A 13,737-nucleotide genomic window follows, 5' to 3' on the forward strand; every position below is an offset into this window, starting at 1 on the left:
GCGGCCGCTTCCGACCGTCAAGCGCCCTGCACATATGTGCTGGCGACCTCTCTGGCGGAGTGCTCGTCGATGATCAGATCGGTCACGAGGCCGGCGGCCAGCGCGCCGCGCAGAGCGGGGATGCGGCTGGGGTCGCTGACCACGCACACGCGACGGGGGGCGCGACGGAGGGTGTCGAGGTCGGGGCCGCTCGAGCGCTCGTTGAGGCGGATGCCCGCGTGCGTGCCGTCGCCGCGGAGGAACACGGTCGCGACGTCCCCGACGACCTCGGCGGCCTCGAGCTCCTCGCGGTCGGCGTCACTCAGGTAGCCGTTGCGGTACACGTGACCGGGGATCGTGGAGTGCGGGTCGCCGACGCCGAACACGGCGATGTCGATCCGCTGCTGCAGGGCGAGGATCCGTGCCACGCTCCGCTCGCGCCAGAGGACGGTCTTCGTCAGCGGGTCGTCGAAGAACGCCGGTACGGGGAGGGGTTCGACGTGCGCGTTGAACGCCTCGGCGAAGCGCTGGAGAATGTCGCCGACGTACCCGAGCCCGAAATTCTCGCCGTAGGCGGCGCCGTTCAACTGCACGACGGTCACGTCGGTGAGCGGGCGGTCGACGAGGTGATGGCTGACGGCCGCCATGGTGTTCCCCCAGGCGACCCCGATAGTCGACGACGACTCCACCATCGCCGACAGGATGCGTCCGGCGTGGCGGGCGACCTGGGCGTTGCGTTCGCGCACGCTCATCCCGGTCGATGCGGGGATGATGTAGGCGGTGACGCCGTCGTGCAGGCGGATCTCGTGCTGGAGCCGGGAGATGCCGTCGGTCGGGTGCTTGATGCGGATGTCGACCAGCCCGGTGTCCCTGGCGTAGGACAGCAGTCGCGACACCGAGGACCGGCTCATGTGGAGCGAGTCCGCGATGGCCTTCATCTTCAGGTCGCGCAGGTAGTAGAGCTGGGCGGCGCGCAGCGCCAGCTTGGTGCGATCGGCGATCTCGACCATGGCCCCTCCTAGAAGGCGGAGACGCCCGTGAGCGCCCGCCCGATCGAGAGGGCGTGGATGTCGTCGGTGCCCTCGTACGTGCGCACGGCCTCGAGGTTGGCCATGTGCCGCATCACGGGGTAGTCGGCCGTGACGCCGTCCCCGCCGAGGAGCTCGCGTGCCGACCGGGCGATCGCGATCGCCGAGCGCACGTTGCCGAGCTTCGCGATGCTGACCTGTGCGGGCTGCATCCGCCCCTCCGACTTCAGCGACGCCAGGTGCAGCGCGGTGAGCATTCCGCCCTGGTAGGCCAGCATCATCTCGGCCAGTCGCGCCTGCACGAGCTGCTTGCCGGCGAGCACCCCGCCGAACGAGGTCCGTCGGCCGGCGTAGTCGACGCTGAGGGCGAGGCACTCCCGTGCGATGCCGAGGACGCCCCACGCGATTCCGAACCGCGCCTCGTTGAGGCAGGTCAGCGGCGCGCCGAGTCCTGTCGCCCGCTCGAGGATCGCGTCGCCCGGCAGTCGGACCTCGTCCAGGTTCACGTCGCACTGGATCGAGGCGCGCATGGCGTGCTTGTGCAGGATCGGTGTCGCGGTGAAGCCGGGAGCGTCAGTGGGGACCACGAATCCGCGCACCCCGTCCGACGTGCGGGCCCACACGATCGCGATGTCGGCGACGGTGGCCAAGCCGATCCAGCGCTTCGCCCCCGAGAGCACCCACCCGTCGCCGTCGCGCTCGGCGACGGTCGTCATCGCTCCGGGGTCGCTCCCGCCCTGCGGCTCGGTCAGCGCGAAGCATCCGAGCAGGCGGCCGGCGGCCATCTCCGGGAGCAGGGACGCGCGCTGCCGGTCGGAGCCGAACCGCGCGATCGCCGTCATCGTGAGGGAGCCCTGGACGGAGACGAGTGTCCGCCATCCACTGTCGACCGCCTCGATCGCCGCGCACGCCAGGCCGTAGGCGGTGGGGCTCGCTCCGGCGCACCCCGGTGCCTCCAGGTGCATGCCGAACAGCCCGGCGTCCGCGAAGGCGGGCACGATCTCGGCGCGGAACCGCGCCTCCTCGAAGTCTGCGTCGATCGTCGGCAGGACGACGTCTGCGGCGACGGCGGCCGCGCGCGAACCCCAGGCGCGGTCCTCGGGGCTCAGACGCTCCTCGAGGCCGAGCAGTGTGTCGACGGCCGCGTAGGCGGATGGGTTCATGGGGTCTTCTCCCTCGTGACGGCGGACAGCCGCTCCCGCAGCTCGCTTCCCCCTTCGTCGAGTGACGGAGGGGCCAGCGGGTAGTCCACGGGTGTGTGCGAGAACGTGAGCGGGTTGCGCACGATCGGCAGGGCGTCTCCCGCGAGGCCTACGGGTTCGAGTCCGATCCGCTCGGCGAAGCGGATGCCGTCTTCGATCGTCTGGATCGGCGCGCTGGGCACACCGACCCCGGTCAGCAGGTCGAACCACTCGGCGGCACCGCGGTCGGCAAGCGCGGCCACGATCTCGGGGCGCAGTGCGTCGCGGTGGGCGTTGCGCAGCTGGGGTGCGGCGAAGCGCGGGTCGGTCGCCAGGTCGTCGCGCCCGATCACGGCGCACAGGCGCTCGAACTGCGCGTCGTTGCCCACGGCGATCACGAGCGGCAGGTCAGAGGTCGGGAACGGCTCGTACGGGTAGAGGCTGGGGTGCTGGTTGCCCATGCGGCGGGGCACGTGGCCCGCCGCGGCGTACGCCTGGGTCTGGTTCACCATCGACGACAGCGCCGCCGACAGGAGGTTCGTCTCCACGAGCTGCCCGAGTCCCGTTCGCTCGCGATGCCGCAGCGCCGCGAGGATGCCGACGGCCGTGTGGAGTCCGGTCAGCACGTCGAACAGTGCGAAACCACCTCGGAACGGCTCGCCGTGCTGCGCGCCAGTGGTGTCCATGAACCCGCTCAGCGCCTGGACCATGAGGTCGTAGCCGGCGAGGTGCGCCCCGGCCCCGGTGCCGAATCCGGTGATCGAGGCGTAGACGAGGTCGGGTCGATCGACGGCGAGCGTCGCGTAGTCGAGCCCGAAGCGCCGCAACCCGCCGGCCTTGAAGTTCTCGACGACCACGTCGGCCTGGGCGATGACGTCCCGGGCGATCGCGAGGTCGCCGTCGTCGGCGAGATCGAGCACGAGGGAGCGCTTGTTGCGGTTCGCCGACTGGTAGTAGGTGGCGACACCCTCGTGCACGGGCGGCGCGAACCGGCGGGTGTCGTCGCCGTCCGGGCTCTCGATCTTCACGACGGTCGCGCCCATGTCGGCGAGGAGCATGGTGCAGTAGGGGCCGGCGAGGATGCGAGAGAGGTCTGCGACGACGATGCCCTGCAGCGGCCCGGGGCGTTCGTCGGCGAGGGGGTTCGTCATCGCGCACCGCCGAGGACGAGGTGGGTGATGGCGCGGGCGACGCAGGCGGGACGGTCGCCATCGTCGTCGATCTCCACGGTGTGCGTGGTGTGCACGCGGACCGCGCCGTCGAGGGCGGTCACGGCGTCGAGCACGATCCTGTCGCGCACGCGACTGCCGGCCGCGACCGGCGCCGGGAAGCGCACGCGCTCGTATCCGTAGTTGACCCGACCGACCGCCCCGGAGAAGGTGTAGGCCTGTGCGGCGAGCGCGGGAAGCAGGGACAGCGTCAGGAGGCCGTGGGCGACCGTGCGTCCGAACGGTCCTCGCGCCGCACGCGCCGCGTCTGTGTGCAGCCACTGCTCGTCGCCGGTCGCGCTGGCAAAGCGCTGGATGCGGTCCTGGTCGATGGTGGTCCACGCGCTGACGCCGAGCTCCGTGCCGACGAGACCCGGGAGGGCCGTCACGTCGTAGGTGGTGGTCATGCGCATCCTCGTCGAAGTCGTCAGGTCCGCGCACATTTGTCCGGATGGGATTCGTGCGGCGTATTTAGTGTAAGGATTACACCGAACTACTGAAAAGGCAAGCTCGAAGGAACCACCGATGACCCTCCTGACCACCGCTCCCCCCGAAACCGACTTCCTCCGCCTGTACGACCGGCTCGATACGGACGAGCGCGCGATCGTGGCTCGTGTGCGGGATTTCGTGCGCGAGCGCGTGCTCCCCACGATCAACGAGCACTGGGAGCGGGCCGAGTTCCCCGCCGACCTGATCCCCGGCATCGCCGAGCTCGGCGTGATCGGCACCACCATCCGGGGGTACGGCTGCCCAGGGCTCAGTCCGCTCGCGGCGGGTCTCGTCGCGCTCGAGATGTCACGCGGTGACGGAAGCATCAACACCTTCCTCGGTGTGCAGTCGGGACTGAGCATGGGCACGATCGACCTGCTCGGCTCCGAGGAGCAGAAGCAGCGGTGGCTGCCCGCGATGGCGCGCCTGGAGAAGATCGGGGCCTTCGCCCTCACCGAGCCAGGACACGGCTCCGACTCCGTCGCGCTCGAGACGAGCGCGACGAGGGACGGCGACAGCTTCGTGCTCACCGGAGCCAAGCGCTGGATCGGCAACGGCCACAGCGCCGACGTCGTCGTGCTGTGGGCGCGGGACACCGCGGACGGCCAGGTCAAGGCGTTCGTCATCGAGAAGGGCGCGGACGGACGGCACCCGGCCGGGTATCGCGCCGAGGTGATCACCGGCAAGATCGGCAAGCGGGCGATCCTGCAGCCCGACATCACCCTCGATGCGGTCCGCGTGCCCGCCGCGAACCTCCTCGCCGGCTCCACCTCGTTCCGCGACGCCGGAGCGGTCCTCGCCCGCACCCGCTCCGGGGCATCGTGGGAGGCGACGGGACATGCGATGGCGGCGTACGACATCGCCGTCGACTACGCGCGGTCCCGGGTGCAGTTCGGCAAGCCGCTGGCCGCCCACCAGATCATCCAGCAGCGACTGGCCAAGATGCTCGCCGAGGTCACGGCCATGCAGCTCATGTGCTTCCGCCTCGCCGAGCTGTCCGCGGAGTCCGCTCTGACCGGGCCGATGGCGTCGATCGCCAAGATGTTCACCGCGGATCGCGGGCGCTGGGTGTGCTCCGAGGCCCGCGACATCCTCGGCGGAAACGGACTGCTGCTGGAGAACCACGTCGCCCGCCATTTGACAGACATGGAGGTCGTCTACACCTACGAGGGCACCGACACCGTGCAGTCGCTGCTCATCGGACGCGAGATCACGGGCATCTCCGCCTTCCGCTGACGCCCGACCGCCCCTATCCCCCACAACAGAACGACGACAGGAAGCAGGTTCCGCATGCGGTTCATCGGACGTACGGCGATCGTGACGGGAGGCGCCAGAGGCATCGGTCACGCCACCGCTCTTCGGCTCGCGCGGGAGGGGGCGCGCGTGGGCGTGCTCGATCTCGTGCACAGCGACGCCCTCCACGCGGCCGCCGCCATCTCCGACGACGGGGCGACGAGGGACTCCGGCGGGAGCGCCGTGGCCCTCGCCGCGGACATGACCGACGCCGAGCTCGTCGCCCGTGCGGTCGACGGGTTCGTCGATGCCGAGGGACGCCTGGACGTGTTCGTCAACAACGCGGGTGCCACGCGCGACGACCTGCTGTTCCGGATGTCGGTCGACGATTGGGACTTCGTCCTCCGCACGAACCTCACGACGGCCTTTCTCGGCCTCCGCGCCGCGCAGCGGAAGATGGTCCCCGCGCGCGCGGGAGCCATCGTGAACCTGTCGAGCCGGTCGGCCCTGGGCAACCGGGGACAGGCGAACTACTCCGCAGCGAAGGCGGGGATCCAGGGGCTCACCGCGACCGCGGCGATCGAGCTCGGCCCGCTGGGCATCCGCGTGAATGCGGTCGCGCCCGGCTACATCGCGACGCCGATGACGGCGCGAACCGCCGAACGGGTGGGGATGGACGCGGCTGCCCATCAGGAGCAGGCCGCATCCGTGACCCCGCTGCGCCGAGTGGGGCGCCCCGACGACGTCGCCGCCGTGGTGGCCTTCCTCGCGAGCGACGACGCCGCCTATGTCTCCGGCCAGACCGTGTACGTCAACGGTGGTGCGCGATGACCGCCGTCTACATCGTCGATGGCGTCCGCACGCCGGTCGGCCGCTACGGGGGGAGCCTGTCATCCGTGCGCCCCGACGATCTCGCCGCCCTGGCGGTGGGCGCGGTGGTCGAGCGGTCCGGCGTGGACCCCTCCGCGATCGACGAGGTGGTACTGGGAGCGGCGAACCAGTCCGGCGAGGACAACCGCAATGTGGCGCGGATGGCCGTCCTGCTCGCTGGCCTCCCCGTCTCCCTCCCCGCCTTCACGGTCAACCGGCTCTGCGCGTCGGGGATGACGGCGATCACCACCGCGCATGCCCTGATCGCTTCCGGGGCGGCCGAGGTGATGGTCGCCGGAGGGGTCGAGTCGATGTCGCGGGCGCCGTGGGTCCAGGCGAAGCCGCACCGGGCGTTCGCCGGCCCGGGTGCGCAGTTCGACACGTCGATCGGTTGGCGGTTCGTGAATCCGCGCCTCGAACGCGACGACGACGACATCACCCTGAGCATGCCCGAGACGGCGGAGCTCGTCGCCGAGCGCTTCGGGATCGGACGCGAACGGGCCGATGACTTCGCCCTGGAAAGCCACCGTCGGGCGATCGCAGCGGTCGACGCCGGGCGGTTCAACGGGGAGATCGTCGCCGTCGACACCGCGACCGGCCCCGTCATGGCCGATGAAGGACCGCGGCGGGACACCGACGCCGCCGCCCTCGCGCGCCTGCGCCCCGTGGTCGCCGGTGGACGGATCGTGACGGCCGGCAACGCCAGCACCCTGAATGACGGGGCATCGGCCGTACTGCTCGCGAGCGAGGCCGCGGTGCGGACGCACGGATTGACCCCGCGGGCTCGGATCGTCGCGCACGCCGCGTCGGCCCTCCACCCGTCGATCATGGGGATGGGCCCGGTCGATGCGGCGACCGCGGCACTGCGCCGAGCAGGCTGGCGCTCGGAGGATCTGGGCGCGATGGAGCTGAACGAGGCGTTCGCCGCACAGGCGCTCGCCTGCCGCGACCGACTCGAGTGGGACCCGGCCCTCGTGAACGCGTGGGGCGGCGCGATCGCTCTCGGGCATCCGCTCGGCTCGTCGGGAGCCCGGATTGTGGTCACGCTGCTGTCGCGGATGGTGGCGGACGACGTCCGCCGAGGCGCCGCGGCCATGTGTGTGGGCGTCGGTCAGGGCACGGCGCTGCTCCTCGAACGCTGAGCGGAGCAGCCTCACCACCGGTTCCGCACGTCCTCGGCCCACCCTTCGATCCCGTCGACGACCACGCGCTCCCCGCGGTCGTCGAGCACCCACCCCGACCAGACCCCGAACAGCTGATCGGTGCGGCTCGAAATGAGCAGCGCGCGGGTCCGGGAGCGCTTCGCGTACGACGGGGTGAAGGTCAGGTCGGCGTTCTCGCCCCCGATGCGCCAGGGCCGTCGATCGGAGGTGCGGTCGTACTCCCACACGAGCTCCTCGCTGATCTTGGACAGGTGCCCGTCGGCCACCACCGCGTTCTCGGTGGCCCCGGAGCCGTCGGTCCACTGGGAGCCGAACTGCAGGCCGACGACCCGGCCGTCCACCGTGCCGCTCCCGGCCGCCCAGTTCCAGCTGACGTCGTACGGCCATCGTCCGCGCCCGTGGTCGAGCACCGCCCACGCGTTCTCGGCGATCGCGTGGGTCGCCCCATTCACCGTGAGCGACCCGTGCGCTGGCCGGGCGACGTCCTTCACCGTGTACTGGAAGCGCCGGATGCCCTTCGCGGAGTGCCAGGGAACCACGACGCCGAGCGACTCATGCCCGTCCGGCCGGGAGGCCGTGATGTCGAACTCGACACCGGGTGCTGTGCCGCGCAGGCGCGTCCCCGCCGCGCCCAGGTCGTCGATGTCGAGCGACAGTCTTCTCGTGCGGGCGCGTGCAGGCCCTTCGCCATGCGACGGTGGCAGTGTCGCGCTCCGGGCGCCGGGTACGACCACCGTCATGTCGGACGACACGCCCGTCGTCCGGTCGAGCACCCAGATCGAATGCAGCGACAGGTAGTCGATGCAGGACACGGTCAGGGCGAGGATGTGCTGCGGAGTCATCACGTTCCAGTACTCCCAGCGCTTGTTCCGGCCCCAGGCGCGCCTGCCGAGTGCGGACGTGTCGTGCAGCGGGGTGCGCGACCATCCGAGGGCGGCGGGGTGGAAGCGGCCGTCCGGGGTCGTCAGGGCGACACGCTCGGTGATCTCGCGCTCGATCATTCGGGGCTCCGTTCTCGAGTCGCGGCGTCGAAGACGCGCCGGAACTCGGTGTTGAGGGCGCGCACGGTCGCGGCGTCCGGTTTCAGCGATGTGCGATCGGCTGTCAGGAGGCCGTTCGATTCGTCCTCCACGTCGGCGAGCTGGGTGTACACGGTGGCCGACAGCCCCCGCGGGATCGCCGGGAGCACTTCGCGCCGGTGCAGTCGTTCGTACGCGCGGGTGAGGTCTTCCCGAGAGCTCAGGCGTCGGTAGCCGAACTCACGTGCGGGGTAGCGGTGGCCGGGGAGCCTCAGGCTGTACCCCCCGAACTCGGACACGACGAGGGCACGGCCGTCGCGACCCCACCACCGCGCCGGCCGGATCGGCTGAAAGTAGACGTGCAGGCTGCGCAGGTCGCCCGAGCGCTGATCGTGCCACCCGCTCGCGTGGTCGATCACCCGGTCGGGGTCACGGCGCCGCAGGTGCTCGACGACCCGGGCGGCGTCGAACTGCCCCCAGCCCTCGTTGAACGGCACCCAGGTGACCACGGAGGGCGAGTTGCGCAGCAGGTCCACCATCTCGTCGAGCTCGTCGAGGAACTCCTCCCGCCCCGCGGCCTCGGCGCGTCCGAAGATCCGGTGCCATCGATCGGCGAGGCGGATGTGCGGGGAGGCTACCGGGGCGGTGATCACCCAGGGGCGGTAGGTCGACCCGCCGTTGACCGCGTCCTGCCAGACCAGCATGCCGAGCCGGTCGCAGTGGTGATACCAGCGGAGCGACTCCACCTTGATGTGCTTGCGGAGCATCGTGAAGCCGAGCTCCTTCATCGCGACGATGTCGGCCACGAGGGCGTCATCGTCGGGCGCGGTGTACAGGTCGTCTCCCCAGTACCCCTGGTCGAGCACGCCGATGTGCGGGTACGGCTCGCCGTTGAGGCGCAGCCGCGGCATCCCCCTGGCGTCACGGTCGACGTCGACGCTGCGCACCCCGACGTAGCTCGCCACCCGGTCGTCGCCGACGGCGATGTCGAGGTCGTACAGGAACGGATCCTCCGGACTCCACAGCCGCGGTCGAGGGAGGCGAAGGGGCAGTGCGGTGCCGGCGACCCCCTCCGCGGACGCGACGACCGTCTCTCCGGCGCGCACGGCCACGGTCACCGGAGCTCCGGGCGCCGACGCCTCGACCGTCACCTCCAGCGTCGCTGTCGCCATCCCGACCCGCACGTCCGGAGTCCTCAGCCGCAACCCCGTCACGTACGTCGGTGGGACCTCCTCCATCCAGACCGTCTGCCAGATGCCGGACTGCGCGGTGTACCAGATGCCTCCGCGCTTCAGGCGCTGCTTGCCGACGGAGTGGTGCGAGCCATCGCTCACATCACGCACCTCGACCTCGATCTCGTGGTCGTCGTCGGCGCGCAGGGCCTCGGTGACATCGACCGCGAACGGCAGGTAGCCGCCCACGTGCGTCGTGACCTCGACGCCGTCGATCCGCACCCGGCACGACTGGTCGACCGCCCCGAAGTGGAGGATCGTGCGGTAGCCGGGCCTCGCGGCGTGGGTGAAGCGGCGTCGGTACCAGAGCGACTCGTGCGACTGAAGCTGGCGGCCGACTCCCGAGCGCGGGGTCTCCGGCGAGAACGGCACGAGGATGCGGCGATCCCACCGTGTCGGCGCCGCGCCCGCATCGGTGAAGGCGCACTCCCACCAGCCGTTGAGGATCCGGTGGCCGTCGCGCCGGAGCTGCGGCCGCGGATACGCGGCGAGCGGGGCGTCCGAGGTCACCGGGGCGTCCTCTCGCGCCGCGTCCGCCAGGCGGCCAGGGCGGGGACGAGGGCCAGGATCGCGGCGGCCGCGAGGAACATCGCGGGCCCCGGCACGGGCCGCTCGACGCCGAGGTCGAGGTAGGTGCGCCCGTCGCCGACGATCACCCAGGCGCCGATGAACGGTCCGACGATCATCGGGATCATCGTGCCCGTCACCATCCGGAGACCTTGGACCATCCCGGCCTGCCCGTCGGGGGTCTCGTCTCGAGCCGTGGCAGAGGCCGAAGCGGTCGCCAGCATCATCCCGCCGAGCGCGAGCGCCGCCGCCACGATCACGCTCACCGTGTCCCGCGCGAAGAACATCAGGAGGAGCCCGACCGCGAAGAGCAGCGTCGCTGGCAGGAGCAGGCGGCGCTTGCCGAGCCGATCCATGAGCATCCCGCCGACCACGCTGATGGTCGCGGCCGCCAGCAGGGACACTCCGAGGATCAGCGCGTAGGACTCCACGCGCAGCCCGTACTGCAGGTAGATGATGACGTAGGGCAGGAACACCTGCGCCGCCGTGCCGATCACAGCGAGCATGGCGAGCGACAGGTAGAGCGGCGCGTGCGCGCGGACCGTCGAGGGGTGGAATCCGCGCAGTAGCCGCACGGCCACGGGTGCGACATCGAGGGTCGCGGCGGGTGCCGCATCGCGCAGGAGCATCCAGGCGAGGAGCCCCGAGACCGCCGTCACTCCCCCGACGACGGCGAAGAAGGTCCGCCACTCGCCAGCGCGAGTAAGTCCGTCGAGAGCACCGAACACGACCAGCATGGCGAGGAGGGGCAGGGCTGCGAGCACGGCGTCCGCGCGTCCGCGGGTGCGGGGCGTGGTGACATCCGTGACCCAGGCACCGAAGGCCGCATTGTTGGCTCCGGAGCCGATCATGCTCATGACGCAGTCGAGGGCGATGATCCCGACCACGGCGAGGAGCACGAAGGGCGCGGCGACGGCGCCTTCCGAGGGTGAGAGCAGACCGAAGGCCGCGGTGCAGGCCCCCCAGGCGACGTATCCGACGGCGACGAAGAGGCGACGACGACCCGTGCGATCCGACCACGCTCCGATCAGAAGGGTGGCGACGGTCGCGGCCACGGCGCTCAGCGCGACCATCATCGCGATCACGGTCGGGTCCTGGGTGATGCGCTCGTACACGAAGACGTTGAGATACATGTTCTCCACCGTCCACGCGACCTGGCCGACCAGGCCGACGACCACGAGGGCGGTCCAGACGCGGACGCCGAGGCGCTGGGGGCGCGGGCTCGACGGGCGCGGGGCGGAGAGGGGTCGGGGTGACGTCATCGTCAGTCCTCTCGAAGCGGGAGTTGGTATTGCCACGTGGCAATACGGTGCCACGATAGCGGTTTCCGTGGTCGGCGTGCGACTTGCTACTGTCGGCGGCGGAGGAGGTGCCGTGGTCACTCAAATGGACGTCGCCCGCCGCGCGGGCGTGGCGAGGCGAACCGTCTCGAACGTCGTCACCGGGTTCCCGTACGTCAGCGACGACGTGCGCGCGCGTGTGCAGCAAGCGATCGCGGAGCTCGGATACGTGCCCAATCGCGCCGCGCAGCAGCTGCGGACCGGACACAGCGGCGTGGTGGCGCTTGTCGTCCCGGAGATGGGGGTCGGCTACTTCGGGGAACTCTGCACGCTCATCGTCGAGGAGGCGGCGGCGCACGGCATCGGCACCGTCGTGGCGCAGACGCACGGCATCCGCGAGCGCGAAATGGCCGAGATCGAACGCCTCATCGCGCTCCAACCCGACGGGCTGATCGTGAGCCCGCTCGAACTCACTTCCGCCGACATCGGGAGCATCGGCGGCCGCGTGGGCCTCGCGTTGATCGGAGAGCACTTCGCCGGCTCGGGCGTCGGCTCGATCGCGGTGGACAACATCGCCGCCTCCGAGGCCGTGGTCGGCCACCTCATCCACTCGGGATGCGCGAGGATCGCCTACGTCGGCGTCGCCGGCCCCGCACCGCGATTCAACGAGCTGCGCAGGACCGGGTACACCGCCGCCCTGCGCGCCGCGGGACTCCCCGCGGTGCGCGAGGCCCACGCCGCCGACTTCACGACGCGGGACGGGTACGACGCCGGGCGGGCTCTCGCCGATCGCATCGCCGGGGGCGAGGAGATCGATGCCGTCTTCTGCGTGACCGACGAGGTCGCCATCGGCGTGCTCCGCGCGCTGCACGACGCCGGGCTGCGGGTGCCGGCCGACATCGCGCTCGCCGGATTCGACGACATCACCGAAGGCCAGTACTCCATTCCTCGTCTGACGACCATCGCGCCCGACAAGCGCGGCATCGCGCAGCGAGCGGTCGCTCTCGTGCGCGGCGAGAACGCCCGCACCGACCCCGTCGACTTCCGCCTCGTGGAGCGGGAGAGCACCCAGCGCGCGTCCGCCTGACACACAGAAGCGCCGCATCCCCGGGGGATGCGGCGCTCCGGTGTCGGTGCCGTCAGGTGCCGGGGTAGGCCCGCAGGCGAGCGGACCCGTCGGGGGTGATCGTCACCGAGCCGCCCGAGCACGGCGGATTGGACTTGCCCACCACGTACGGCACGAGCAGGCCATCGAGCCTCAGCGGTGCATACACGGCGTCGCTGTTCTCCTGATCGAGGCACTGGGCTGTGGAATCGTTCCAGTTCCAGTACTCGACCCACGACGCCTGGGGTGAGATGAGCGCACCCTGCTGCGGCACGAACAGGTTGCCGATCGAGAAGCTCGTGCCGTCGGCCGTGTCGGTCACCGTCGAGTTCCACCAGCCGGGGCGTCCGGGGATCTCCGCGACGCGGAAGACATACGTCCGACCGGTGGTCCACGGACGGAACACCCGGACGGATCGGCCGGGCGCACCGTCGGTGTCGCCGGCCATCACCCCGTGCAGGCTCGGATTGACCTCGGCGTCGGTCGCCCCCCAGAGGGAGAAGAGCCATTGCCTTCCGTTCGTGTTCCCGTAGGTCTGCACGCCGGTGTAGCCGCCCGACGTTCCAGAGATCCCGAACTGGTGGCTCCAGAAGATGTTCGCGGTCATCGTCGGCATCACCCGCAGCAGCGTGCTGAACTCGGCGACTCGGCCCGCGGCCGTCGCGCGGGGGTACGCGTAGAGCCCGGGCACTCCGGTTCCGTTCGTGTCGGCCTTCGGGTCCGGGGGCACGTCCACGATCCGGAAGGGCGATGAGAGCGCCCGGTGATGCGCGGCACCGGCGCTGAACGAGCTGGCCGACACCAGGTCGGCCACGAGCACCGTCTGCGCGTTCCATCCCGTCGGGAGGGCGGCGTTGCTCACCCCCGCCACCGAGAACGTCAGGTCCGCCGGCGCTGCGAGGTCGCGCGCGAGGCGGTAGACCGCGTACGCGAACTTCCGCGAGCCGGTGTTCGGGTTGTAGTTCTCCGTGTAGTACTCGTCGGGGTCTCGCACCCAGAGGCCGTCCGAGGTGCTCGCTCCGACGGCCGGGCCGCGGAAGAAGGCGAAGCCCGACGGGAAGATCCCGGCGTCCGCGCCGATGAACAGGCGGGATCCCGCAGGAAGAGAGACCCCGGGCGCCAGCTGCAGACGGAAGCGCGCCTCCAGCAGGTAGTTCTCCGGCCATGTCGGATCGCCGGTATCGCGATCGCTCCCCGCCGGAGGCGAGTCGAAGCCGACGAACGACACGGTCACTCCATCCGGGACGGAGTCCGCGGCCGCGGAGACCGGTGCGGCGGTGGAGGCGAGCGCCGCCATGGCCACCCAGGCCGCGCTCTTGGCGAAAGTCCGTCTGCTGATTCCTTCGGTTCCCATGCGAGGGTCCCCCTATCTCGGGTCGATCT

At 70.9% G+C, this 13,737-nt stretch carries 12 protein-coding genes; 4 read left to right on the top strand and 8 right to left on the bottom strand.

Going from position 1 to position 13,737, the window contains the following annotated elements:
* Positions 1–17 precede the first annotated feature (17 nt).
* The 4 genes from ACWH95_RS04110 to ACWH95_RS04125 are packed head-to-tail and all read right to left on the bottom strand — an operon-like array spanning position 18 to position 3,803.
* Positions 18–989, bottom strand: coding sequence for a sugar-binding transcriptional regulator (locus ACWH95_RS04110; protein WP_454120236.1), 972 nt, complete (start codon positions 987–989; stop codon positions 18–20).
* Positions 990–997: 8 nt separating this feature from the next.
* The gene (locus ACWH95_RS04115; protein ID WP_454120237.1) at positions 998–2,170 is read right to left on the bottom strand and encodes an acyl-CoA dehydrogenase family protein; all 1,173 of its coding nucleotides are present in this window, start codon (positions 2,168–2,170) and stop codon (positions 998–1,000) included.
* Positions 2,167–3,339 (bottom strand): CaiB/BaiF CoA transferase family protein, encoded by a 1,173-nt coding sequence (locus tag ACWH95_RS04120; protein ID WP_454120238.1) that lies wholly within the window; start codon positions 3,337–3,339, stop codon positions 2,167–2,169. Before ACWH95_RS04120 ends, ACWH95_RS04115 begins: the two co-directional genes overlap by 4 nt.
* Entirely contained in the window at positions 3,336–3,803 is a 468-nt protein-coding gene (locus ACWH95_RS04125; protein WP_136028776.1) for a MaoC family dehydratase, read from the bottom strand. The genes ACWH95_RS04120 and ACWH95_RS04125 overlap by 4 nt, the downstream gene beginning before the upstream one ends.
* 118 nt (positions 3,804–3,921) lie before the next feature.
* On the opposite strand from ACWH95_RS04125, the gene ACWH95_RS04130 reads away from it, so the two are divergent.
* Genes ACWH95_RS04130 through ACWH95_RS04140 form a run of 3 tightly spaced genes read left to right on the top strand, consistent with a single transcriptional unit; the run spans position 3,922 to position 7,130 of the window.
* On the top strand, positions 3,922–5,121 hold the full coding sequence (locus tag ACWH95_RS04130) for an acyl-CoA dehydrogenase family protein (protein WP_136028777.1): 1,200 nt from the start codon (positions 3,922–3,924) through the stop codon (positions 5,119–5,121).
* Positions 5,122–5,175: 54 nt separating this feature from the next.
* The gene (locus ACWH95_RS04135; RefSeq protein ID WP_136028778.1) at positions 5,176–5,949 is read left to right on the top strand and encodes an SDR family oxidoreductase; all 774 of its coding nucleotides are present in this window, start codon (positions 5,176–5,178) and stop codon (positions 5,947–5,949) included.
* Positions 5,946–7,130 (top strand): thiolase family protein, encoded by a 1,185-nt coding sequence (locus tag ACWH95_RS04140; RefSeq protein WP_136028779.1) that lies wholly within the window; start codon positions 5,946–5,948, stop codon positions 7,128–7,130. Before ACWH95_RS04135 ends, ACWH95_RS04140 begins: the two co-directional genes overlap by 4 nt.
* Before the next feature lie 11 nt (positions 7,131–7,141).
* Here the strand turns inward: ACWH95_RS04140 and ACWH95_RS04145 are convergent, their stop codons facing one another.
* Genes ACWH95_RS04145 through ACWH95_RS04155 form a run of 3 tightly spaced genes read right to left on the bottom strand, consistent with a single transcriptional unit; the run spans position 7,142 to position 11,231 of the window.
* The gene (locus ACWH95_RS04145) at positions 7,142–8,152 is read right to left on the bottom strand and encodes a DUF2804 domain-containing protein (RefSeq protein WP_454120239.1); all 1,011 of its coding nucleotides are present in this window, start codon (positions 8,150–8,152) and stop codon (positions 7,142–7,144) included.
* Complete coding sequence (locus tag ACWH95_RS04150; protein WP_240744489.1) at positions 8,149–9,912, bottom strand: glycoside hydrolase family 2 protein; 1,764 nt, start codon at positions 9,910–9,912, stop codon at positions 8,149–8,151. Before ACWH95_RS04150 ends, ACWH95_RS04145 begins: the two co-directional genes overlap by 4 nt.
* Positions 9,909–11,231: an MFS transporter gene (locus tag ACWH95_RS04155; RefSeq protein ID WP_454120240.1), complete on the bottom strand. Its 1,323-nt coding sequence runs from the start codon at positions 11,229–11,231 to the stop codon at positions 9,909–9,911. The genes ACWH95_RS04150 and ACWH95_RS04155 overlap by 4 nt, the downstream gene beginning before the upstream one ends.
* Before the next feature lie 112 nt (positions 11,232–11,343).
* Here ACWH95_RS04155 and ACWH95_RS04160 point away from each other — a divergent pair, with 112 nt between their 5' ends.
* Positions 11,344–12,336 carry a LacI family DNA-binding transcriptional regulator gene (locus ACWH95_RS04160; protein ID WP_454120241.1) on the top strand — a complete coding sequence of 331 codons (993 nt, stop codon included), beginning with the start codon at positions 11,344–11,346 and terminating at the stop codon, positions 12,334–12,336.
* Positions 12,337–12,388: 52 nt separating this feature from the next.
* Here the strand turns inward: ACWH95_RS04160 and ACWH95_RS04165 are convergent, their stop codons facing one another.
* Entirely contained in the window at positions 12,389–13,708 is a 1,320-nt protein-coding gene (locus ACWH95_RS04165; RefSeq protein WP_454120242.1) for a hypothetical protein, read from the bottom strand.
* Between the last annotated feature and the right edge of the window lie 29 nt (positions 13,709–13,737).

Source organism: Microbacterium sp. NPDC055502, assembly GCF_053643635.1.

Bases quoted from the DNA above. Each gene is read 5' to 3' on its own strand.
- ACWH95_RS04110 (WP_454120236.1), bottom strand. From the start codon at position 989: ATGGTCGAGATCGCCGATCGCACCAAGCTGGCGCTGCGCGCCGCCCAG.
- ACWH95_RS04135 (WP_136028778.1), top strand. From the start codon at position 5,176: ATGCGGTTCATCGGACGTACGGCGATCGTGACGGGAGGCGCCAGAGGC.
- ACWH95_RS04125 (WP_136028776.1), bottom strand. From the start codon at position 3,803: ATGACCACCACCTACGACGTGACGGCCCTCCCGGGTCTCGTCGGCACG.
- ACWH95_RS04120 (WP_454120238.1), bottom strand. From the start codon at position 3,339: ATGACGAACCCCCTCGCCGACGAACGCCCCGGGCCGCTGCAGGGCATC.
- ACWH95_RS04165 (WP_454120242.1), bottom strand. From the start codon at position 13,708: ATGGGAACCGAAGGAATCAGCAGACGGACTTTCGCCAAGAGCGCGGCC.
- ACWH95_RS04140 (WP_136028779.1), top strand. From the start codon at position 5,946: ATGACCGCCGTCTACATCGTCGATGGCGTCCGCACGCCGGTCGGCCGC.
- ACWH95_RS04155 (WP_454120240.1), bottom strand. From the start codon at position 11,231: ATGACGTCACCCCGACCCCTCTCCGCCCCGCGCCCGTCGAGCCCGCGC.
- ACWH95_RS04115 (WP_454120237.1), bottom strand. From the start codon at position 2,170: ATGAACCCATCCGCCTACGCGGCCGTCGACACACTGCTCGGCCTCGAG.
- ACWH95_RS04145 (WP_454120239.1), bottom strand. From the start codon at position 8,152: ATGATCGAGCGCGAGATCACCGAGCGTGTCGCCCTGACGACCCCGGAC.
- ACWH95_RS04130 (WP_136028777.1), top strand. From the start codon at position 3,922: ATGACCCTCCTGACCACCGCTCCCCCCGAAACCGACTTCCTCCGCCTG.